The sequence below is a fragment of the Candidatus Sericytochromatia bacterium genome (assembly GCA_035285325.1).
Taxonomy (GTDB): Bacteria; Cyanobacteriota; Sericytochromatia; order S15B-MN24; family JAQBPE01; genus JAYKJB01.
In genome coordinates this window covers 22,116-42,014 of the sequence record JAYKJB010000124.1, presented here as the reverse complement: position 1 = coordinate 42,014, position 19,899 = coordinate 22,116, and the positions used below count along the sequence as shown (strand labels likewise).

18 protein-coding genes are annotated in these 19,899 nt (G+C 62.0%); 8 read left to right on the top strand and 10 right to left on the bottom strand.

The window, feature by feature from the left end; translation table 11 throughout:
* The first annotated feature begins 72 nt into the window (after window positions 1-72).
* Both VKP62_15495 and VKP62_15490 read left to right on the top strand, forming a co-directional pair.
* Window positions 73-603: a class IV adenylate cyclase gene (locus VKP62_15495; GenBank protein MEB3198601.1), complete on the top strand. Its 531-nt coding sequence runs from the start codon at window positions 73-75 to the stop codon at window positions 601-603.
* Window positions 600-1,283, top strand: coding sequence for a PilZ domain-containing protein (locus tag VKP62_15490; GenBank protein MEB3198600.1), 684 nt, complete (start codon window positions 600-602; stop codon window positions 1,281-1,283). Before VKP62_15495 ends, VKP62_15490 begins: the two co-directional genes overlap by 4 nt.
* A gap of 186 nt (window positions 1,284-1,469) precedes the next feature.
* On the opposite strand, the gene VKP62_15485 is transcribed toward VKP62_15490, so the two are convergent.
* The 10 genes from VKP62_15485 to dnaA form a co-directional block, all read right to left on the bottom strand.
* Window positions 1,470-2,981, bottom strand: coding sequence for a hypothetical protein (locus tag VKP62_15485; protein ID MEB3198599.1), 1,512 nt, complete (start codon window positions 2,979-2,981; stop codon window positions 1,470-1,472).
* A 273-nt stretch (window positions 2,982-3,254) separates the two neighbouring features.
* On the bottom strand, window positions 3,255-4,481 hold the full coding sequence (locus VKP62_15480) for a hypothetical protein (protein ID MEB3198598.1): 1,227 nt from the start codon (window positions 4,479-4,481) through the stop codon (window positions 3,255-3,257).
* 287 nt (window positions 4,482-4,768) lie between these two features.
* Window positions 4,769-5,617 carry a hypothetical protein gene (locus VKP62_15475; GenBank protein MEB3198597.1) on the bottom strand — a complete coding sequence of 283 codons (849 nt, stop codon included), beginning with the start codon at window positions 5,615-5,617 and terminating at the stop codon, window positions 4,769-4,771.
* A gap of 163 nt (window positions 5,618-5,780) precedes the next feature.
* Window positions 5,781-7,418: a chaperonin GroEL gene (gene groL / locus VKP62_15470; GenBank protein ID MEB3198596.1), complete on the bottom strand. Its 1,638-nt coding sequence runs from the start codon at window positions 7,416-7,418 to the stop codon at window positions 5,781-5,783.
* Between the two features lie 39 nt (window positions 7,419-7,457).
* Entirely contained in the window at window positions 7,458-7,757 is a 300-nt protein-coding gene (groES, locus tag VKP62_15465) for a co-chaperone GroES (protein MEB3198595.1), read from the bottom strand.
* A 258-nt stretch (window positions 7,758-8,015) separates the two neighbouring features.
* Window positions 8,016-9,569: a hypothetical protein gene (locus VKP62_15460; protein ID MEB3198594.1), complete on the bottom strand. Its 1,554-nt coding sequence runs from the start codon at window positions 9,567-9,569 to the stop codon at window positions 8,016-8,018.
* A gap of 104 nt (window positions 9,570-9,673) precedes the next feature.
* Window positions 9,674-11,485: a translation elongation factor 4 gene (gene lepA / locus VKP62_15455; protein ID MEB3198593.1), complete on the bottom strand. Its 1,812-nt coding sequence runs from the start codon at window positions 11,483-11,485 to the stop codon at window positions 9,674-9,676.
* 37 nt (window positions 11,486-11,522) lie between these two features.
* Window positions 11,523-12,638 carry a DNA replication/repair protein RecF gene (gene recF / locus VKP62_15450; protein MEB3198592.1) on the bottom strand — a complete coding sequence of 372 codons (1,116 nt, stop codon included), beginning with the start codon at window positions 12,636-12,638 and terminating at the stop codon, window positions 11,523-11,525.
* Between the two features lie 80 nt (window positions 12,639-12,718).
* Complete coding sequence (gene dnaN / locus VKP62_15445; GenBank protein ID MEB3198591.1) at window positions 12,719-13,867, bottom strand: DNA polymerase III subunit beta; 1,149 nt, start codon at window positions 13,865-13,867, stop codon at window positions 12,719-12,721.
* A 976-nt stretch (window positions 13,868-14,843) separates the two neighbouring features.
* A complete protein-coding gene (gene dnaA / locus VKP62_15440) occupies window positions 14,844-16,196 on the bottom strand; it encodes a chromosomal replication initiator protein DnaA (protein MEB3198590.1) in 1,353 nt (450 codons plus the stop codon).
* 301 nt (window positions 16,197-16,497) lie between these two features.
* Between dnaA and rpmH the strand changes: the two genes are divergently transcribed.
* From rpmH to VKP62_15410, 6 genes are all read left to right on the top strand, one after another.
* A complete protein-coding gene (gene rpmH / locus VKP62_15435) occupies window positions 16,498-16,632 on the top strand; it encodes a 50S ribosomal protein L34 (GenBank protein MEB3198589.1) in 135 nt (44 codons plus the stop codon).
* Window positions 16,633-16,646: 14 nt separating this feature from the next.
* Window positions 16,647-17,030 (top strand): ribonuclease P protein component, encoded by a 384-nt coding sequence (gene rnpA / locus VKP62_15430; protein MEB3198588.1) that lies wholly within the window; start codon window positions 16,647-16,649, stop codon window positions 17,028-17,030.
* Window positions 17,031-17,040: 10 nt separating this feature from the next.
* On the top strand, window positions 17,041-17,262 hold the full coding sequence (yidD, locus tag VKP62_15425) for a membrane protein insertion efficiency factor YidD (GenBank protein MEB3198587.1): 222 nt from the start codon (window positions 17,041-17,043) through the stop codon (window positions 17,260-17,262).
* A 60-nt stretch (window positions 17,263-17,322) separates the two neighbouring features.
* Window positions 17,323-18,135 carry a membrane protein insertase YidC gene (gene yidC / locus VKP62_15420; protein MEB3198586.1) on the top strand — a complete coding sequence of 271 codons (813 nt, stop codon included), beginning with the start codon at window positions 17,323-17,325 and terminating at the stop codon, window positions 18,133-18,135.
* A gap of 3 nt (window positions 18,136-18,138) precedes the next feature.
* Complete coding sequence (locus VKP62_15415) at window positions 18,139-18,738, top strand: R3H domain-containing nucleic acid-binding protein (protein ID MEB3198585.1); 600 nt, start codon at window positions 18,139-18,141, stop codon at window positions 18,736-18,738.
* Window positions 18,739-18,921: 183 nt separating this feature from the next.
* Window positions 18,922-19,884 carry a hypothetical protein gene (locus VKP62_15410; GenBank protein MEB3198584.1) on the top strand — a complete coding sequence of 321 codons (963 nt, stop codon included), beginning with the start codon at window positions 18,922-18,924 and terminating at the stop codon, window positions 19,882-19,884.
* The last annotated feature ends 15 nt before the right edge of the window (window positions 19,885-19,899 follow it).

The following is a 19,899-nucleotide window of genomic DNA, read 5'->3' as shown; positions in this document are numbered from 1 at the left end:
CCGGGCTGAGGCGATGACGGCCCGAGCGCCTCAAGCACCTGCTTGCCGGGCCGATCGAAGGAGACGGAAGCCTTGGAAATCGAAGCCAAATTTGCCCTGGATGCCGCCGAGACCGCCCGCTTGCGGGCCCTGCTCGGGGCGCCGACGCGCAGCGGCCCCCAGCGGGACGTCTACCTGGCCACGGCCGGACTGCCGGTGGCCCTGCGCGTCCGTCAGGATGGCGACAAGGCCTGCGTGACCCTCAAGGCCGGCTTCGAGAAGGTGGCCGGCATTCGCGTGCGCGAGGAGTGGGAACCGGCGATCGAACCGGAGCAGCTGGACACCTGGCTGACCGTGTTCACGCGCCTGGGTTTTCCGCCCGGCGAGGTGGTGGAAAAACATCGCGACAGCTGGGAGTTGCCGAATGGCGTCCACGTGGTGATCGATCTGATCAGCGGGCTGGGCAGCTACTGTGAAGTGGAGGCCGTCGCGGACGAACGCGACGCGACCCTGGCGAGGCTGGAAGCCACCATCGCACGCCTCGGGCTGGCGGGGCACCCGCGCATCACCCGCAGCTATCGCGACCTGCTGCGCGACGCCCGTGTGAGCGGCACGCTGGTATGACCGGGCCGGAAGACCAGCTGCCCCCGCTGAAAGCGGATCAACCCCTCGAGATCGTGCTGCCCCCCACGGGGCAGGTCACGGACGAGGAAACGACCTACTTTTCGAAAATCGTCGCGGTGCGGGATGAGGTGCTCCTGATCGCCCCGCCAATCCTGGATGGCGTGTCGCTGGTGCTGCAGGAGCACCCCAGCCGGGTCACATGTCACCTGCCTCAGGACACGCTCGTGTGGGCCTGCACGACCACCATCGAGGGCGTCATGGGCGACACCTGGGTGCTGACGCGCCCCCCGGCGGAGGCGTTCGTGAAGGCGCAGCGCCGCGGCAACGTGCGCGCCAGCATGACGCTGGAGGTGCAGGCGGCCTTGTTCATGGCCGGGCGGTATTTTCAGCCGAGCACCCTGCGCATTCTCGACCTGAGCGGCGCAGGCTGCCAGCTGGCCGGCGATCGCCCCTTCATTCCCAACAGCCTCCTGCGCCTGCAGTTGTCGCTGCCCGCCGGCCCCCTGGAACTGCACGGCAAGGTGGTGCGCGCCAACCCGTTCCCTCAGGGCGTGGCCACGCGCTATTTCACCAGCGGCTTTCAATTCACCCAGGTCTCCGAGGCGGATCGCGAGGCCCTCGTGCGCTTCATTTTCGAACACCTGACGCAGCAGATCCGCAGTGAAAGGCCGCCCAACTGAAATCAGATCGCAGCATCCAGGCGCGGCCATTCACCCGGGGTGGTGACAGTCCGACCGAAAAAAACCAGCATCGTGCGCATCCTGTCGACTGGATATAGACCTTAAAAAAGGGCCCCCGCAGGGGCCCTTTGCCACCGAGTTTTACCCCCGGTAGAGGGTTCGCTGGCCCACCAAGTCTCGAACGCCTTACTTGATGCCCAGCTCGGTTTGTTCCTTATCCGTGAAACTGGGCTGCAGCCAGGCCTTTTTGGCGTCTGAGGTCAACCCGATAAAGGCCGCCTTGTCCTTCCCGGCAAAGGCAACCAACATCTTGTCCCAGACGTCCACGCCCTTGAAGTGGGTCCCTCGATCGGCCGAGTAGGCCAGCAGGGCGTCGACGGCTGCAGGGGTCTTGGCCGCCATCAGGGCAGCCCCAAAATCCTTTTTATTGTCGACCTTGTCAGCCAACAGTTTCATCATGTTCGACCAGACATCCGGCTCTGCCTTCAAACCATCGAAGTTCTTCTCGATCAGGTCCAGCTTGTTCATGAAGGTCGCGTCGAAATAGGGGTCCTTCTCTTGCGTCTGCATGTTGCCAAAGGCCTTGAGAGCTGCCAGGTCTTCTTTCGTGCTCGCTGCCTTCGCCGCGTTCGCGAAGGCCACCTGGTCATCCGATTGCTTCTTGTCGTTATCCACCCCATCCATGCCCTTGAGCAGTTCCTCACGCACCTTGGGCGTCGTCGCCTTGGCAATCTGGCTGAGGGCCGTGGCCCGGTCCTTGAAGTCGCCTACCAGTTTCTGGTTTTCACCACTGGCCGCAGCGGAGTAAGCCTTGGCGGCCAGCTCGATCTGGGCCGCATCACCCCCCGAAACCGCGGCGAGAGCCGCCTTGAGCGACTTTTCCATCTCCGCCACGCCAAGCTTGCCATTCCGCTTCTCGGTGAGTGCGGCCAGAATGCTCTTATCGAAGGTTGAGTCGACCTTGCCATCAGCGACCAGAGCCTCCAGCACCTCCCGGCGCACATCGCCAGCGGGCAATGCGGCCGCAATGGCGCCGATCTTGGTGGCATCAGCGCCAGCGGCTCCAAGTCGCTTCTCCAGTTCCGCATCGTCGCCCGTGGCCAGTTTCATATCGCTGACCAGCGTTATGGCCTCATCCCGCTGGGCGTTCATGTTGATCATGGTGTGACCAGAACCCGCGACGGCCGAGTTGACCAGGCGGGCCAAATGCTCGGCTTCCTGCGCTGCCTTGAGGCGGTCGGCCGCGGGTTTGGAAGTGTCCTTGGCCTCGTTGAGCTTGTCCGCCAGAGCGGTCTTGGCCTCGGTTTCCAGGGCCGTCAGCTCAGACAGGCTCGGATTCCACTTCTCAAAGGTCTCCGGATCGGCGATCAGGGCCTGCAACAGGCTCTTGCCCTGCGAGGCACCCACCTCCTGGACCAGTGCATCAAACTCCGCCTTGTTGATTTTCCCCTTGTCCTTCGTGTCCACCTTGGCCAGTGCCGCGTCGATCTTGCCCTGGTCCCAGCCTGCCTTGGCCCCCAAGGCCTTCACCTGGTCGCTGGTCATGACGTCATCGGACTTGAAGGTGGCGTTGTACTTTTTCTTGACTTCTGCCTCGCTGAGTTTGTTCAGTTCTGCGGCAGTGCCCTTCCCCGCGTTCTCGAGCAAACGCACCATCTGACCTTTGGTGGGAAGGCTGGAATTGTTCGATACGGTCATCGCCTGGTCATCCTCCTCGCTTATCACCCATTTGTTCGGTGGTCTCCGCCAAAACAACCTCCACGTTGACGGTCGCCTGACGGGAAACCTCCAGCGCGCCTTTTCAGAATGGCGCCTCGGTCCATGCTTGACATACCCGAACCCATGCCCGCTAAACGCACCGGACACGGGTTAACAGGCGGGAAACAAGACCAGCAGTCTCCCCCGAACACCTCGCGCAAAGGCAGCACACCAACCCACGGGTTGCTAGCAAAGTCCGGACGCCTGGCAAAGCTATCTGGAAAACGCCAACGCCATGCCCGGGATTCCCACAACGCCCGTGAACGCAATGGGGCGGTTTTGCCGGATGGCACCCGCCAGACCGCCCGAATTGGCCGCCTGGCGGGCCGTTGCAGCTTGGTTGTTGACGGGTTGCCGCGCTGATGTGGTTTGAGCCGGCTTGGGTTTGGGTGGTTCCTGGATGCCCAGCTTGTTCCAATCCTGCTGATCGATCGTCTGGCGCAGCTTGGTGCGCTTGAAATCGGGCGTCAACGCCACGAAAGTCTGGCTCGCCGTCGTGTCGAGAGCCGCATGCAAGTCCTTCCAGAGCGCGTCACCCGTGGCGGCGGCACGTTCCTTGGCCAATTCCCGCAGGGCATCGATCGAGGCGGGGTCCTTGGCCCCCAACATGGCCGTCACGAAGTCCTTCTGGCTTTCGACTTTGCCGTCTGAAACCGCCTTCAGGGCCCTGCGAACGGCCGGCGTGGTGGCCTGAGTCACCTCGGCCTGAAGCGCACCCAGATCGAGAGGTTGCCGCTGTGGAAGGGTCGACGCCACCCCTGCCGTTTTTGGCTGGCTTGCTGCTGCAGCGGATGCCTGGTCGATCGTCGTTTTGAGTTCCTTCGCCGTCTTGGCCATTTTGGCCAATGAGCGGTAGGCGGGGGGTCGGTTGGTGTACTTTCCGAACGTGAAATTTGGAAACATGCCCGTGGCGGTGACGGCCGCATCGTACCCCCGGGCGAGTTTGATGGCCTCATCCGCGGCTTGATGGCGTTCGGCAGCGGGCCGGGTATCATCCTTGGCCACCGCAAGAAAGGCATTGACTTGGCTTTCCGCTTCAGCCTGAACATCCTTGAAGGCCTTCCGATCGACCGGCCAGGTCTTGAAGGTGACGTGGTCGGTCAGCAGGGTCTGAAGCATCACCGCAGGCGTTTTCCCCCCCATATCGGCCACCAGACGATTGAATTCCTGATTCGTGATCTCAGAATCCGCCCGACGACCGCCATTGGCCCGAACAATGGCAGCATCGAGCTTGCCCTGGTCCCATCCCAACCCGTCGCCGATGCGCCGGACCTGATCCGTGGTCAGCACCTTGTCCTTGGAAAAGGTGGGCCGATAATCCTGGTGGAAAATCTGGGCTGGGGTCTTGCCCTGCAATTCCCGCTCGGTCCGAGCGCCGGAAGCGACCAACAAGGCTATCATCTGGGCCTTGGGGGGAATGCCGGAGACTCCACGAGACATACGCCAACTCCTTTGAATGGGTCGAGCGGTCGAATCGGTCAGACCGTCCACAAATTCGACGGCGTGCCAGCCATCACCACTATCCCTGTACCACACAGCCTCAGGAGCCAACCAAACGCCAGTCAACCCACACAGGGTAAGGACGAGAAGCGAGCCTGCGACGGCCGTCCGCTAAGCCAAGCCACTGACGCCGAGGGTCGATGCTCCGCCAACAACAAAGGGATATATGGTCTCGCGGTGAGCGCCCCGGCCTGCGGGCCATCAGCCCCCGTCCAGAAGCCCCGCAATCACCCTTCCGAGCCAGCGCCAGGTCCTTGAGCGGGCTTGGCGGGGCCCGACCCCAGGTAACCTGTGCCCCCCGTGTGACCACTGCGTCCAGTGATCTTCTTCAACACGATGAACAGCTGACTTTGCCGCCGCTGAGCCTCCAGCAGGGTCTCCTGGAGTGAGCCCCGCTGCGCCGAGGGCGCGGACTCCAGTTGCTGCTGGAGGCGTCCGACCAGGGCCTGCTGGTAGGAACGCTCCTGCGTGACGATCCGGTACACCAAGGGCTTGTTGGAGAAATCCGGGCTGCTGCTGGGATCCTTGAGGTACTGCACGATGAAGTTCATCCGCCGATCCGAGAGCGCCGCCTGCTCTTTCAACCAGACCTCCAAGGCGGCCGGATCCTGGGGAATGTCGCTCGCAGGCGCGGAGTGAGCGGGCTTGGCTTGGGCAGCCTCCGGGTGGGCGTGCGACAGCTCAAGGCTTCCTGAGGGCGAGGAACGACTGGCGAGCGGATCGGTCGTGCCGCGCAAGGGCCCTGTGACGGCCTGACTACGAACCAGAACGTCAGTGCCGGGGCGCGCCTGAGCGGGCCGCTGGGGCGCTTGTGGACGCGCGGTTGAGGGATCGGTGCCAGCAGCCGCTGGTTCCGCCGGAGACGCTGGATCGGCTTTGGTTTCGAGCCCCTTGGAGACGGAACCGGCCGCATCGGCCATCCTTTGAGCGGCATCAGCCAAGGCATCGGCCGCGGGTTTGACAACCAGATCGCGCAACACACCGCTCAGCTTGTTCAACGGCTTGTTGAACAGCTCCGGATTGATTTCCAGCCCGCCCGGTAGTTTTGGCCGTGGTGGCTCTTCCCCTGCTGCCATCTGGACCTCCCGCACGCCCCTGTCTGAGTCATACCACGCCAGGCCGGCTGTCTACCGAGCGAAAGGCCTCGCTTGAGCCAGCCGCAGGCGAACACGGAAGAGGCCCCCGGTAAAACCGGAGGCCTCCTGCTGGTGTTGATTCGGGAAGATGCAAGCCGGAGGCTTACATCATATCCATGCCGCCCATGCCGCCGGGGCCACCCGCAGGCGCCGCCGACTTCTTCTCGGGCTTGTCGACCACCAGGGCTTCGGTCGTCAGCAGCATGCTGGCGATCGAGGCCGCGTTCTGCAGCGCCGAACGGGTCACCTTGGCCGGGTCCACGATGCCCGCTTCGATCATGTTCACGAACTCGTTGGTCAGCGCGTTGTAGCCGATGCCGGCTTCCTTGCCCTTGACCTGTTCGAGGATGACCGCGCCTTCGATGCCGGCATTCTCGGCGATCTGGCGGAGGGGAGCTTCCAGAGCACGCATGACGATCTCGACGCCGGTGCGCTCATCGCCCTTGACCTCGTGACGCAGGGTATCGAGGCCCTTGATCAGGTTGACCAGGGTGGTGCCGCCGCCCGCCACGATGCCTTCCTCGACGGCCGCCTTGGTGGCCGAGAGGGCGTCTTCGATGCGCAGCTTGCGGTCCTTCAGTTCGGTCTCGGTCGCGGCACCCACCTGGATGACGGCCACGCCGCCCGCCAGCTTGGCCAGACGCTCTTGCAGCTTCTCGCGGTCGAACTCCGAATCGGTCTCCTCGATCTGCTTGCGGATCTGAGCGATGCGCGCTTCAACCTTGGCCTTGTTCTCGGTGCCCGCCACGATCGTGGTCTTCTCACGGCCCACGCGCACCTGGCGCGCCTTGCCGAGGTACTGTTCGGTGACGTTCTCGAGCTTGAGGCCCTTGTCTTCCGAGACGACCTCACCACCGGTCAGGATGGCGATGTCTTCCAGCATGGCCTTGCGGCGATCGCCGAAGCCAGGCGCCTTGACGGCAACGGCCGTCAGGATGCCACGCAGCTTGTTGACGACCAGGGTCGCCAGCGCTTCGCCTTCCACGTCCTCGGCGATGATCATCAGACCACGGCCGCTGCGGGCGACCTTCTCGAGGATGGGGATCAGGTCGGCCACGGAGGTGATCTTGCGGTCCGTCAGCAGGATGTAAGGCTCGTCGTAGACGGCTTCCATGCGGTCGGAGTCGGTCACCATGTAGGGGCTGATGTAGCCCTTGTCGAACTGCATGCCCTCGACCACCTCGAGCGTGGTGCCCATGGTCTTGGACTCTTCGACGGTGATGACGCCGTCCTTGCCGACTTTCTCCATCGCGTCGGCGATCAGGCCGCCGATGTACTCGTCGTTGCCCGCCGAGATGGTGGCCACCTGGGCGATCGCCTGGCGGTTCTCGACCGGCTTGGCCAGCTTCTTGATCTCGGACACGGCCTTGGTCACGGCCTTGTCGATGCCATGACGGATGATCATCGGGTTGGCACCGGCAGCCACGTTCTTGAGGCCTTCGCGGGTCATCGCCTGGGCCAGCACGGTGGCGGTGGTGGTACCGTCGCCCGCGACGTCGTTGGTCTTGGTGGCGACTTCCTTGACCAGCTGGGCGCCGGTGTTCTCGATCGGATCCTCGAGCTCGATTTCCTTGGCGATGGTCACACCGTCATTGACGATCTGAGGGGCGCCGAACTTCTTCTCGAGCACCACGTTGCGACCCTTGGGGCCAAGCGTCACCTTGACGGCGTCGGCCACGGCATTGACACCCCGCTCGAGGGCGCGGCGGGCTTGCTCATCGAACAAAATCTGTTTGGGCATGGATGATTTCCTCTTCTGATTCGCTGGATGAAACGGGGCCTAGGAGATGACGCCGAGAATGTCCTTCTCAGCAATCAGCAGGTAGGTCTCACCATCGAGTTTGACCTCCGTGCCGGAATACTTGGCAAAGAGGACCTTGTCGCCGATGGCCACATCCACGGTTTGGCGGGAGCCGTTGTCGAGGGTCTTTCCAGGACCCACGGCGAGCACTTCACCCGTCTGGGGCTTTTCCTGAGCGGTGTCGGGCAGGACGAGACCACCAGCGGTCTTCTCTTCCTTCACGACCTTCACGACGACGCGATCGCCAAGGGGGCGGATCTTCGTGGCGGTAGCGGGCATGTCTGCATTCCTCCTGTGGGGTGCACGACGCCTGCATCAAGCAGCACTTGCGGCAGGCCAACACGTTCAACCTGTTAGCACTCATGTTAGACGAGTGCTAACACTGGTTATATACCGAGCCCGGCGATCGCTTGTCAAGCGCCATAGAAATGAAAAAGGCCGCCAACCGCGTTGGCGACCGGGGCAGACCGTGAGCCGGATCAAGCAGCGGCCTCCCACGCACCGTGCATGAGAGGCCGAAGGCCCTGTGGGCTGAGCTCAGAGTTCCTGCATGAGGTTGATGTAGGCGTCAGCGACCTGCCTCAGATAGAGCGCCTGCATGTAAGGTTCGGAGTTCTCCCCCACCCGTTGCCGGGCCGACGAGATTCGCTCGGTGATGCCGACAATCGTGGCCACCGGGGCACGGTGGATGGCGGCATGCTGAAGTTCCGTGTAGAGATTCGACAGGTCCGTCTGCACGTGATCGAGCTGGGTGTTGATCGTGGTGACGATGGAATCTAGCTGGGCGTGAAGGTGTCTGCGTTCCTCAGCCGACTTCAGCACGACCTCTTGCCGGGCCATGGCCTCACGCGCCACTACTGCCTCTGGACCTGCCAGGGGTGGTGAGGTGGGCTGGGCAGCCGCAACCGCCAGAGCCGCCGCTACCGGCGCCGCCGCCACGACCGTTTCAGCCATGCCAGCAGCTGCCGGCGCCTCTTCGATGGTGTCATCGATGGCGGCGAACACGGGCGCCCCCGGCATCGCGAACGGATCATCTTCCTCCGTGGGTGCCCCCATGGCGAAGGGAACAGCGGGCGAAGCCGCCTCAGCAGCGTCCATGGCCGGAAATACCGGCGCCCCCGGCATCGCGAACGGGTCGTCTTCCTCCGCAGGTGCTCCCATGGCGAAGGGATCGGCGGGCGAGGCCGTCTCCGCAGCGTCCATGGCCGGGAATACGGGCGCCCCCGGCATCGCGAACGGGTCGTCTTCCTCCGTGGATGCTCCCATGGCGAAGGGATCAGCGGACGAGGCCGTCTCCGCAGCGTCCATGGCCGGGAATACCGGCGCGCCCGGCATGGCGAACGGATCGTCTTCCACCGGCGCTCCAAAGGCAAAGGGATCAGCGGGCGAAGGCGTCTCAGCAGCGTCCATGGCCGGAAACACCGGCGCGCCCGGCATGGCGAACGGATCGTCTTCCACCGGCGCCCCAAAGGCAAAGGGATCAGCGGGCGAAGGCGTCTCCGCAGCGTCCATGGCCGGAAATACCGGCGCGCCCGGCATGGCAAACGGATCGTCTTCTGCCGGCGCCCCCATGGCAAAGGGATCAGCGGGCGGCGAGGCCTCGGCAGCGTCCATGGCCGGAAATACCGGTGCGCCCGGCATGGCGAACGGATCGTCTTCCACCGGCGCCCCCACCGCAAAAGAATCGGTCATTCCAGCATCTGCGGCAGGAAATCCGAAGGCGGCTGGGTCGCCACCAAATCCGGCGAAACCATCCGGGGGCGGAGACAGGAAATCCGGGACGCCCGCGGAAAAGTCGGGGAAGCCCTGGTCGGCGCCAGGGGCATCGAAGTTGGCAAACGACGAGGAGGCGTCGCCAAAGGTCGGCCCAGGCGAGGAAAAATCGGGAAAGGCCGGATAGGCCTCCGGTTCTCCCAAGGAAGCGAATGGCGTCGCAGCCCCATCGGGCGGCGCCTGATACAGAGCCAGCAGATCATCCAGACTTGCGTCAGTACCCGGTGCGCCCAACGGAGGCGCTGAACCCGCGCCCCAGGCGGCGTCTGTGGGCGCTCCGGAACCCGACCCCGGCGTCTGTTCGAACGGGAAATCCAAACCTGCCTCCGCTATCCACGCTGTATCAGCGTCTTGGCGCCGCGCATCCGGCACGCCGACGCCCGCATGATACGCCCGCGAGGGGAAACGTTATGTGATGCCGATCAGTCTTCCCCGATGCGCAAAACCGCCATGAAGGCCTCTTGGGGCACCTCGACGCGGCCCACCTGTTTCATCCTCTTTTTACCCTCTTTCTGTTTTTCGAGCAACTTGCGCTTCCGCGAGATGTCGCCGCCATAACATTTGGCCAGCACATTCTTGCGCATGGCGCTGATGGTCTCGCGGGCGATGATCTTCGAACCGATGGCGGCTTGAATGGGCACCTCAAATTGCTGACGAGGAATCAGTTCGCGCAGTTTCTCCGCCAGCTGACGTCCCACATAGGCAGACTTGTCGCGATGCACAATGGTGGAAAGGGCATCCACCGCTTCCCCGGCCAGCAAGACGTCGAGTTTGACCAGCTGACTCGGTTGCATCCCGATCAGTTCGTAATCCAAGCTGGCGTAGCCGCGCGTGCGGCTCTTGAGCTGGTCGAAGTAATCGGTGATCAGTTCGGCCAGCGGCAACTCGTACGTGAGCAAGGAGCGGGTCTTGTCAATGTATTCCATGTTCTTGAAGATACCGCGCCGACTCTGGGTGAGTTCCATGATGGCCCCGACGTAATCAGCCGGGGTAATCACGGACAGCTTCACATACGGTTCTTCCGTCGTCTGAATCTGCCCCGGATTGGGCCAGTTGTTCGGGTTATCGACCATCACGACTTCGCCGTTGGTCTTGGTCACGCGATATTCCACCGAAGGGGCCGTTGTGATGAGCGTCAGGTTGTACTCGCGCTCCAGGCGTTCCTGAATGATTTCCATATGAAGCAGGCCCAGAAACCCGCAGCGGAAACCAAAACCAAGTGCCACGGAAGTTTCAGGCTCCCAATGCAAGCTGGCATCGTTGAGCGACAGTTTTTCGAGCGCCTCGCGCATGTCCGGATAGTCATCGGCCGAAGTGGGATACAGGCCACAGAAGACCATCGGGATGGCCTGCTTGTAACCCGGCCAGGCCTCGCTGGCAGGTGACGCCACCCGCGTGATGGTATCGCCCACCCGGGCATCCCCGACGCTCTTGATACTGGCCGCCAGATAGCCGACTTCGCCCACGGACAGGGCGTTGACCTGGGTTTGCTTGGGGCGCATGACCCCCAGTTCGGTCACGTCGTATTCCTTGCCTGTGGCCATGAAGCGAACCTTGTCGCCGACCCGCAAGGTGCCATTCATGACCCGGAAGAAAATCACCACGCCCCGATAGCTGTCGTAAAACGAGTCGAAGATCAGCGCTTGCAGCGGCGCATCCGCCTCCCCCTTGGGGGGCGGCACCGTTCGCACCACCGCCTCACAAATCTCGTGGATGCCGATGCCTTCCTTGGCGGAGGCCAGCACGGCCAGATCAGGGTCCAGCCCGATCACGTCGGCGATCTCCTGCTTGACCCGCTCAGGCTCGGCCGAAGGCAAGTCGATCTTGTTGATGACCGGGACGATTTCCAGGTTGTTGTCGACCGCCAGATAGACGTTGGCCAGGGTCTGGGCCTCGACGCCTTGCGTGGCGTCCACCACCAGCAAGGCCCCCTCGCAGGCCGCCAGGCTGCGGGACACCTCGTAGTTGAAGTCGACGTGGCCCGGCGTGTCGATCAGGTTGAGGATGTACATTTCCCCATCTTCGGCCCGGTAATCGAGCCGCACGGCCTGAGCCTTGATGGTGATGCCTCGCTCCTTTTCAATGTCCATGGAGTCGAGGATCTGGGCCTCCATCTCGCGCGCGGACACGGTGCCCGTGTACTCCAGCAAGCGATCGGCCAGGGTCGACTTGCCGTGGTCGATGTGGGCGATGATGGAAAAATTGCGGATGCGGGCAGGATCGATGGCGCTCATGAGTCACTCATTATAACAGGGCCCGTCTTTCCGCGTATCAGGACGTGTGGCGCCGGGTCAAAGCACCCCTGGTCACATCGAAAATTTCTGCCGAATCGACCCAGGCCGCCGAGAAATCGTTGAGGTGGGTGCTGGTGACAAAGGTCTGAACATCGTCCCCAATCGCCGCAAGCAGGGCGTTCTGGCGTTTGATATCGAGTTCGGCGAGCACATCGTCGAGCAGAAGCAACGGCATTTCCCCACTGCAGCGATGCAGGTGTTCCAGTTCGGCCAGCTTGAGGGCCAGCACCAGCGTCCGCTGCTGCCCCTGAGAACCGAAAAACTTGGCCCCTCGCCCGTCCAGTTCAAACGCCAGATCATCGCGATGTGGGCCCACCAGCGATTGGCCCCGCTGAACTTCCTGACGGAACCCACGCGCCAGCGCCTCTCGCAACTGAGGTTCCCAATCATCGTCCGGTCCTTCGAAATTCACCGCAGGCAAGTAGCGCAGCACCACCGCTTCACGTCCCTCGGCGATCGCGGCGTGATGGGCAGAAACCCGGTCTGAAAGCGCGTTCACGAGTGCCTGACGCCGGCGCCAGATCGCCAGCGCCAACCCCAGCAACTGCTCATTCCAGGCCTCGAGCAAGCCCACTGACGGTCGCTCGCGCCAGGTTCGTAAAATCTGATTTCGCTGCGCCAGCACCCGCTGGTAATCCTGAAGTTGCTGATGGTGCATGACCTGGAGCTGAACCAGCATGGTGTCGAGAAAGTCGCGTCGCTCACCCGGGCCCCCTTTGACGAGCATCATGTCTTCGCTGCGAAACCAGACGACCAAAAGCTTACCCAGCACATCCAGCAGGCGCTTCTGAGAGAGCCCATTCAAGCGAAAGGCCCGCCTGCCCTGGGTGCGCAACAGCATGTCGAGCGCCAGTTCACTCAGTTCGCGGCGCGCGCGCACCCGGATGATGGCTTGTTCGCGCCCCCAGTGCACGATGTCGGCATCTTTGCGGGCCGTCGGACTTTTGAAGGTGGCCATCATGCCGATGGACTCGAGCACGTTGGTCTTGCCCTGGGCGTTGTCCCCGAGCAGGATCACCTTGCGACGCTCAAACTCGACGGCAAGCTGCTGATAACTGCGGTAATCCGTGAGTTCGAGACGGTGAAGAAACATCGTTTCGGTGCCGTTCCTCGGATGGCCAAGACGCGCAACGCCCCAGGGAGCTGGCTTTGTTCAGCGCGCCCGAAACCGGCTCAACCGCGATTCACCGGCATCAACAAACAGATCTGATCATCCGAATGCTCCGGACGCAACAAGGCGGGCAGCAAAGGAGCGTTCATGCTGAAGCGGACCGTCTCCGCGTCCACGTTTTTCAGGGCATCGATCACGAAGGTGGCGTTGAACGAGATGGTGATGGGCTCGCCGGAGAATTCGATCGGCAACACCTCGTCGGAATCACCCACCTCGGATGATTGCGCCATCAGCAGCAACTCGCCGGACTTGAATTCCAGCTTGATGGTGTGGGCTTCGCGATCGAGCGCCATGATGCTCACCCGTTCGACAGCCGCCAGGAAACTGGCTCGGTCGAGTTTGGCCTCACGCTCGAAAGCCTGAGGAATGATCTGTCGGTAATTGGGATAGGTACCATCCACCAGGCGACTGGTCATGTAGCGGTCAGGCATCTGAAACACGACCTGGTTCTGCGCCGAGCGGATCTGCACCTGTCCCGCACCGCTGGCGGTAAGTTGCCGCGAGAGTTCGTCCATGGTGCGACGCGGCACCACCAGCGACATCTTGGCATCAGCCCCCTGGCTGGTCGCCTGCCGCCAGGCCAGACGGAATCCATCGGTGGCCGCCAGTTCGAGCTTGCCTTCCGCCAGTTCGGTCAGAATGCCCGAGATGACCGCCTTGTCTTCACCGGCCGCCGCATAAAGGGTTTGGCGGATGCTGCGAGAAAGTTCCGCCGTTTCCAGCGCCACCGGCGTGGCATCCTCGCTGGGCATCGGAAGTTCGGGAAATTCCTGAGCCGACAGTCCGCGCAAAGTGAATTTGGCCCGCTGGCAACGCAAGGTGATCTCGTTGCTGCCGTCCGGCTTCTTGATCTCGACCTCGGCCGCAGGCAATTTGGTCACGATATCGCCCAGCGTTTTGGCAGCCAAGGCGATCGCGCCCGGTACCCGCACATCCGCCATCACTCTGGCTTCCAGACCGATTTCCAGGTCGGTTGCCGTCAGAATCAAGGCCCCCTTGCTGGTTCCCCCGTGCGGGTCCGTCACCGGCGCGTCGGGATCGGCCACCAGCTTGATGTGGGACAGGATGGGCAAAGGACCGCGAATCGAAACGGCACGGGTCACGGCCTGAATGCCGCGGGCGAGTTGTTCACGAGAAACGAGGACGTGCATGGCGAGGTACTTTCGACGATTCCTGACGGGGTTGGCATCATACCACCCGCTGAGAAAACCGGTAAATGCAGGCGGTTGAGCGTCAGCAAGAGGTGTTGCAGGCTCGTCTTTCAGAACCCATCCCCCACTTTTCCGCCTGGTTATCCACCAAAAACGGCAGGTTATCCACCGAATTCTCCACCGTTTTGTCCGTTCGGTCGTTTGTCTCCCCGATCGCGGCGACACCTATTTTTTTTTACGCGCTCTTAAAGAGAATCCTGCTTTTATTTATTTTTCTTACCAGTAGTAATAGGGGCTGTGGAAATGGTGGATAAGTAGGGGATTTTTCAAGTCTGACCTGCTTCGGACCCGGTTGAAAAGATCAGGAGAAGTTCGGCACTTGTCCACGGGCTCGTTCAGGCGGTGCAAAATCCAGCCACTTTTCCACCGACGAGGCGGCGGTTGGGAGGAATTTATCCACCTAGTTTTCCACCATGCCCTCAGACTGGCCCGATGGAGGGAACGGTGGAAAACCTCAAAACCCGCTTCAGTAAAGGTTTTTTGTTTTCATCGATTCCCTCTGAGCGGCATTTCTAGTGGTGGAAAAGTGATCAGGGTTACAACGGTTCAGCATCCTGTCTGGATTTTGGGGGATTTATCCACCGCTTTTCCCCCTGCTTTTCCCCTCACTTTCCCCAAGTTTTCCACCGAGCCGCCAGGGGGGGCAAATGCTTCTTCAGGCCTTGTCAAGGGCTGAAACGATCGTCAGATCAAGCCTTTGGGGCGTTAACATCTTTGTTCAGATGTCGCAAGGCCTAGAAAACTTGATGCGTTTTCCACCAAGTTATCCACAGGTCAGGCGCCAGCTTTCCCCAAGTTATCCCCAATCAGTCGAGGGACACGCAGCCCCGGTCCGGCCGACGGCATCCACCAGACCTCAGCCGGCAGGCCCAGGGGTCTGGGGAAGGTCGTGAGGGCGTCCCCTCTCGCGACGCCCTCAGCTCTTCAGGCGGGCCGTGAAGCGCTGGATATCGGCCGTCAGCTGGGTGTCGCGTCCGATCTGGCCCTTGATCTTCTCGATGGCGTGCATGACCGTGGTGTGGTCACGCCCGCCATACTTGCTGCCGATGATGTTCAAACTCATGTCGGTCAGCTCCCGGGCCAGGTACATCGCGACCTGACGGGCCTGCGAAATTTCCTTGGTTCGCCGTGAACCCACCAGATCCGTGACGTCCAGGTGATAGTGTTCGGCCACCATGTCGTTGATCAGGGCGATCGTGATGGGCTTGGAGGGGCTGATGGTGCCCAGAGCCTTCTCGGCCAGGCCCACGGTCAAGGGTTCATTCGACAGGCTGGCATAGGCCATCGCGCGAATGAAGGCCCCCTCCAGTTCCCTCACGTTGTTGGGATAGGCACTGGCAATGTATTGCAGCACATCGTCCGGCGCGTGGATCGCATCCACGTCGGCTTTCTTTTTCAGAATGGCGATGCGGGTTTCGAGATCCGGCGTTTGGATGTCCGCGATCAAGCCCCATTCGAAGCGGTTGCGCAGGCGGTCCGTCAGGGCAGCGATTTCTTTGGGCGGCCGGTCCGAACTGATCACGATTTGTTTGCCCGCTTCGTGCAGGGCGTTGAAGGTGTGGAAAAACTCTTCCTGGGTGGCTTCTTTGCCTTCCATGAACTGGATGTCATCGACCAGCAGCAGATCGATCTGTCGGTAGCGATTCTTGAAGTCCATCATGCGGTCTTCCTTGATCGCGTTGATCAGCTCATTGGTGAATTTTTCACTCGACAGATAGGCCACCTTCATTTCCGGATGGCGACCGAGCAAATGGTGGGCGATCGCGTGCATCAGATGGGTTTTTCCCAGGCCGACATCCCCGTAGATGAACAGAGGGTTGTAAGCTCTGGCGGGGCTCTCGGCCACCGCCACGGCCGCCGCATGGGCAAAATGGCTGTGGCTGCCGATCACGAAGGTCGCGAAGGTATATTTGGGGTTGAGGATCCCCACGACGGGACTGCCCCCGCCAGGTCGTCCGAGCGGCGCCGGGCTCTTTTCGACCACGATGGGGGGGTCGAATGCCTCCGGTCTGGTGTCGGCAATCGGCACGATCAGTTCGATCTCGAGTGACTCGCCCGACACGTCCTGAAGCACGGAGCGGAGCAAGAGATCGTGCTGGTGCTTGCGCATCTGGTCGCGGACGAAGCGATTGGGGACTTCCACGACCGCTTGCCCGCTCTCGAGCGTCACCAGGCGTGACGGTTCGAAAATCGTCTTGTAACTGGGCGTACTGCCAAGCTTGGCTTGAATCTGGGCCAGGCTTTTTTGCCAGACTTCGTCGACCGACATGGGGGGCGGGGAATCATTTCATTGCTGGGCCAGCGGGTCGGGCATCAGGTCGATAACCAGATCCAGCGGCGGGGATGGTCAACTCGGACGCACCTGAAATGCTTGATCGGGGCTTGCTCGATGTGTTATTATTCGAATTCTTAGCCGGATCTTAAACGGCTCATGGCCGTTCGGCGCGTCTGCTTGCTCATCGTAACAGCTTGCACCGGGTCGATCCAGCGCGCAGATCTTGATATCAACATAATCTCCGGCGCGGCAGGTCGTCCGATGACCGCTCGCCCTGAAAGGCAGGTGAAATCCCATGAAGATGACCTTCCAGCCGAAAAAGCGTCAGCGCAAGAAGGTGCACGGTTTCCTCCAGCGCATGGCCTCCTCAGGTGGTCGGAACGTGCTGCGGCGTCGTCGCGCCAAGGGGCGCAAGCGCCTGTCCGCCTGATTCCTCACCGGTCGATGCTGCCCGCCGCAGAGCGCCTGCGCAAAAATCACGATTTTCGTGTCGTGTTTGCCCAGGGACGTTCCTTCGGTGGGCCTTTTTTTTCCTTGCGCGTCAGGCAGACCCCCGAGGTACCGACAAGCCGGGCGTTCGGATTTTCGTTGTCGCGCAAGGTCGGCAAGGCCGTCTTGCGCAACCGGCTCAAGCGACAGCTGCGAGACATCCTGAGACGCCTCGGACCACAGCTGGGCTTCGGTTTCCAGCTTGTTTGCCAGGTCAAGCCGCAGGCGGCCGAGGCTTCCTATGCCGAGCTCCGTCAGGCCATGATGGTACAGTGCCAGCGCGCGGGGCTGATGCAGCCGGTGGCGACCGAACCAGTCCTTCCCCAGAATGATGTATAATGTCGGGCTCATGACGCGGTTTCGTCTTGTTGATTTGGTGATTTCGCTGATCCGAATCTATCAGGCGGTCAGCCGCTTCTGGCCCAGGGTGTGCCGGTTTCATCCGACGTGTTCGCACTATGCGGTCATGGCGTTCGACCGGCACGGACTGCTTCGAGGGGGCGCGCTAGCCGTTCGCCGCATCGGACGCTGTCACCCCTTTCACCCCGGAGGAATCGATCCGGTTCCTTGAGACGTCGGTTCGAGGGCGCCTTGTTCGACAAGCCCGGAGCTGACGAGGTTTTAAACACTCATGTTCGATTATCTGGTCAATGGCATGATGATGCCGATTCTGGAGATGTTCCACCGCGTCTCCGGTAGTTATGGCTTTGCCATCATCATGATCACGGTGGTGGTGCGCGTGGCAATTTTCCCGCTGTCTGCGAAGCAGTACCGCAGCATGAAGGAAATGCAGGAGCTCCAGCCGCGCTTGAAGGAATTGCAGGCCAAGTACAAGGACAACCCGCAGGAACTCAATCAGGCCATGATGGCCTTCTATCAGGAACACAAGGTCAATCCCTTTGGTGGGTGCTTGCCCTTGCTGATCCAGATGCCCTTCCTGATCGCCCTCTACACGCTGCTGATTTCCACCGAGTTCACCCAACGCCTGAACCATCAGGGCTGGCTGTTCATTCAAGACCTGACCCGCGTGGGCTTCTATCCCACCTGGCATGCCCCGCTCGATCCGTTTGTCGGATTCTTCCACTACCTGACGACCGGGGGCTTGTTCTGGGACAACATCGCCATGATCGTGGTTTTCGGTGTCACCACCTACATCACCCAGCTCATGATGATGACGGATCCGAACGACCCGATGCAGCGTCAGATGCTGCACACCATGCCCATCATGATCACCGTGATGTTCCTGCTCATTCCGCTGCCGGCGGGTGTGCTGCTTTACACGGTATTCTCGAATTTCTTCACCATGGGTCAGTATCTGGTGTTGAAAAACATGTACGGCGTGGCCAAGCCTGCAGCCGCCAGTGCGGCGAATTCAACCATCGAAGTGTCGGCGGTTCCCGTGACAGCCAACGATGGGAAGTCGGCATCCAAGAAGAGGAGATAGGGGATGGAGTTCACCGAAGACGTCGTTGTGGAATCACAGGACGCAATTCTCGACACGGCGCTCGACTTTCTGGCTGCGCTGGTGGGGGCCATGGACCTGGCGGCGGATATCGCCATCACCAGCGAAACCGAGGAGCAAATCACGATCCGCATCGATTCGGATGAGGATGCAGGCGTGTTGATTGGTCGCAAGGGACAGACGCTGCAGGCCATTCAATATCTGTTGAACGTGCTCTATGGTACGCGTCTGGATCGTCGCATCAGCGTGGACGTGGGAGATTACCGCGCCCGCCACGAGGAGAAGTTGCTGGAAGATGCGCATCATGCGGCCAGTCGGGTGCAGGAGAGCGGCAAGCGCTTCGCACTCGAGCCGATGAACCCGGCCGATCGTCGCACGGTGCACCACCTGGTCTCCGAGCAATATCCTGACCTGCAAACCTATTCGACCGGCGAGGAGCCCAACCGTCGCATCGTGATCGAGCCGCGCGGCGCCACGGGTCCGCGCCCTGGTGAGATCGGGCGTTGGGGCGGTGGTCGCGCACGCGACCCGCGCAACTTCGATGGTCGTCGTGGCGGAACCTACCACTCCCGTCGCCCACGCTGATCCCTTTCAGGGAGAGGGCCCGCTGCGATCATGGCGATCGCGGCGGGCCCTTCTGTCAGGTGAGTTTATTAAATAGATTTAATTGACTTAACAGGCATTTGACGTCACGCCGGACGTGTCCCGGGTGATACATGCATGAGGGTGTTGGTGCGGCAGCAAGGCCGCTCGCTGAGGAGAATGTTCATGTCGAATTCGGGGCCACTGCGTGCGTCCACTTCACCTCTGGCAGGTTCTCTGCCGGCGGCTGCGCCCACGCTTCCCACGGCTGCAGCTCCTCAGGTGCCGGCTGCGCCAGCCCTGCCCGGAAGTCCCGCCATCGCGGCCGACGGCAACCGGACGACCGCGCCCGGGCCGGTGAGTCAGCTCACCCTGCCTGCGACGAGTGCTGCGCGTCCTGCCCCGGACACCGGCAAGACCTGGGGCGGCCCGGACTCCAAGGTGGAACTGAATTTCGGTCATCGGCCCGATGCCCAGGGGCGCCTGTACAAGCTGGACCCCTCCGGGGTGCCGGTCTGGGCGGCCAACGGCAAGGCAATCACGGCCGACCAGTGGGCCAACATGCCCAAGTTCCAGCAGGAGGCGATCGCCGCCCAGGTGCCGGAAGCGCAGCGCGCGGGTTTTCTCGCGGAGATGGCAACCGGCGTGGCCTCGCGCGCCTTTCGAACCAAGCCGGCGCCGCTGGCCGGGGTTGACCCCAATCTGCCGCTGTCCGGTGATGCCAAAGGCGAGATGGCCAATCTGGCGCAGCTGGCCATCCAGAAGTCCCAGGGCAAGCGGCCGGACGGCATGTGCTATTCACATGTGGCCGACTACCTGGAGAAGTTCGGTGTGAAATATGGCGCCTTCGGTGCCAACGCGCCCGCGCTGTCGGGCGCTTACGCCAAGAACTTCGCTGAGCTGGTCGATGCCGACCCCGCACGTTACGGCCTCAAGAAATTGGCCCTCGACAACCCCTATCAGGCCCCTCCCGGCGCGATCGTGGTGGTGAAGCCCAACACGCCCGGGACGTCCCACCCGGTGGCCGGTGACATCGCGATCGCCACGGGCCAGGGCTGGTTCGCCAACGGCGGCGAGATGGGCTACGGCGGCCCGCAGAACTTCCCGCCCGGCAATGGTCACGTGCTCGGCATCTACGTGCCGGCCTGAACGATTCAGACGGGG